Origin of the sequence: Undibacterium sp. TC9W, from assembly GCF_049339865.1 — a bacterium.
Classification (GTDB): Bacteria; Pseudomonadota; Gammaproteobacteria; order Burkholderiales; family Burkholderiaceae_D; genus Undibacterium.
Genome location: NZ_JBMPPJ010000061.1, coordinates 1 through 953, shown reverse-complemented (window position 1 = coordinate 953; position 953 = coordinate 1). Strand labels below are relative to the sequence as shown.

At 53.0% G+C, this 953-nt stretch carries 1 protein-coding gene; it reads right to left on the bottom strand.

Annotated features, from left to right (window positions below; translation table 11 throughout):
- Positions 1-953, bottom strand: a 953-nt coding sequence (locus ACO0LN_RS30240; RefSeq protein WP_422980457.1) for a hypothetical protein, incomplete at both ends; no start/stop codon positions are given.

Sequence of the window (953 nt, the reverse complement as noted above, 5' to 3'; positions counted from 1 at the left end):
TTGATCGCACCGTAAGTAACCAGTGTATCGTTACCTGTACCCAGGTTGATCGTGTCTGTAACAACGCGAGCAACTGCAGTCGCTGTGGACTGTGCATTCAGGTTCACACCGTTTTCTGTCACGTTGTAAGTACCGGCAACATAGTTACCCAGCAATACCACGCGGTCATTACCAGCACCCAGGCTCAGGAAGTTGGCGCCACGGGCCAGAGTCACGTCCAGAGCAGATTGTGCTGTCAATGCGCCTGCATCGATCGATACACCAACAGTGGCGTTAGCAACGTTGACGTTGTCCAGTGCGCGGATAGTCAGACGTTCTACGTGTGTTGTTGTGTTAGCAGCTTGGTAGCCGTCAACCAGTGCATCAACGATCGTATCGTTCAACTGGATTTGGGACACTTGTGTTACTGCTGTGTCGTTGGTCAGTTCGATGTTACCGATGTTGCTGATACCGTTGAAGTCACCGATGGAAGCGTTTGTTGCATTACGCAGTTCGATAACGTCGTCGTTCTTTTGGCTGTTGTTGGTGGTGTTGTTATCCACTGCACCACCGTTGATCGCGTGGGAACCATTGAAGTTGGCATCAGAGAAGATGATACGGTCGGCTGTGCGGCTTGCACCTTCTTCGCCGTTGTAGCTGAAGCGGCTTGTGGCGCTCAGTGTACGTGCGTCGATGACGACTGCGCTTTCAACGGCTGTACCAGCTGTGTCTGCTGCATTGTTGGCATCATTGGCTGTGTCGTTGTCGTTGACGATGGCCAGAACACCTGCGTTGTTGTTGGCAGCGATCAGGGCATCTGTCAATGTCAGACGGTAGTTACCTGCACCGTCAACACCGGCGTTGTTGGATGTACCAACCAGACGGATTGTTTCGAAACCGGAAACGTTCGTCCATTCAGACGCGCCCAGAGCGATAGTGTCGCCCAGTGCTGCACCTGTCAGGTCGCCGTCGAT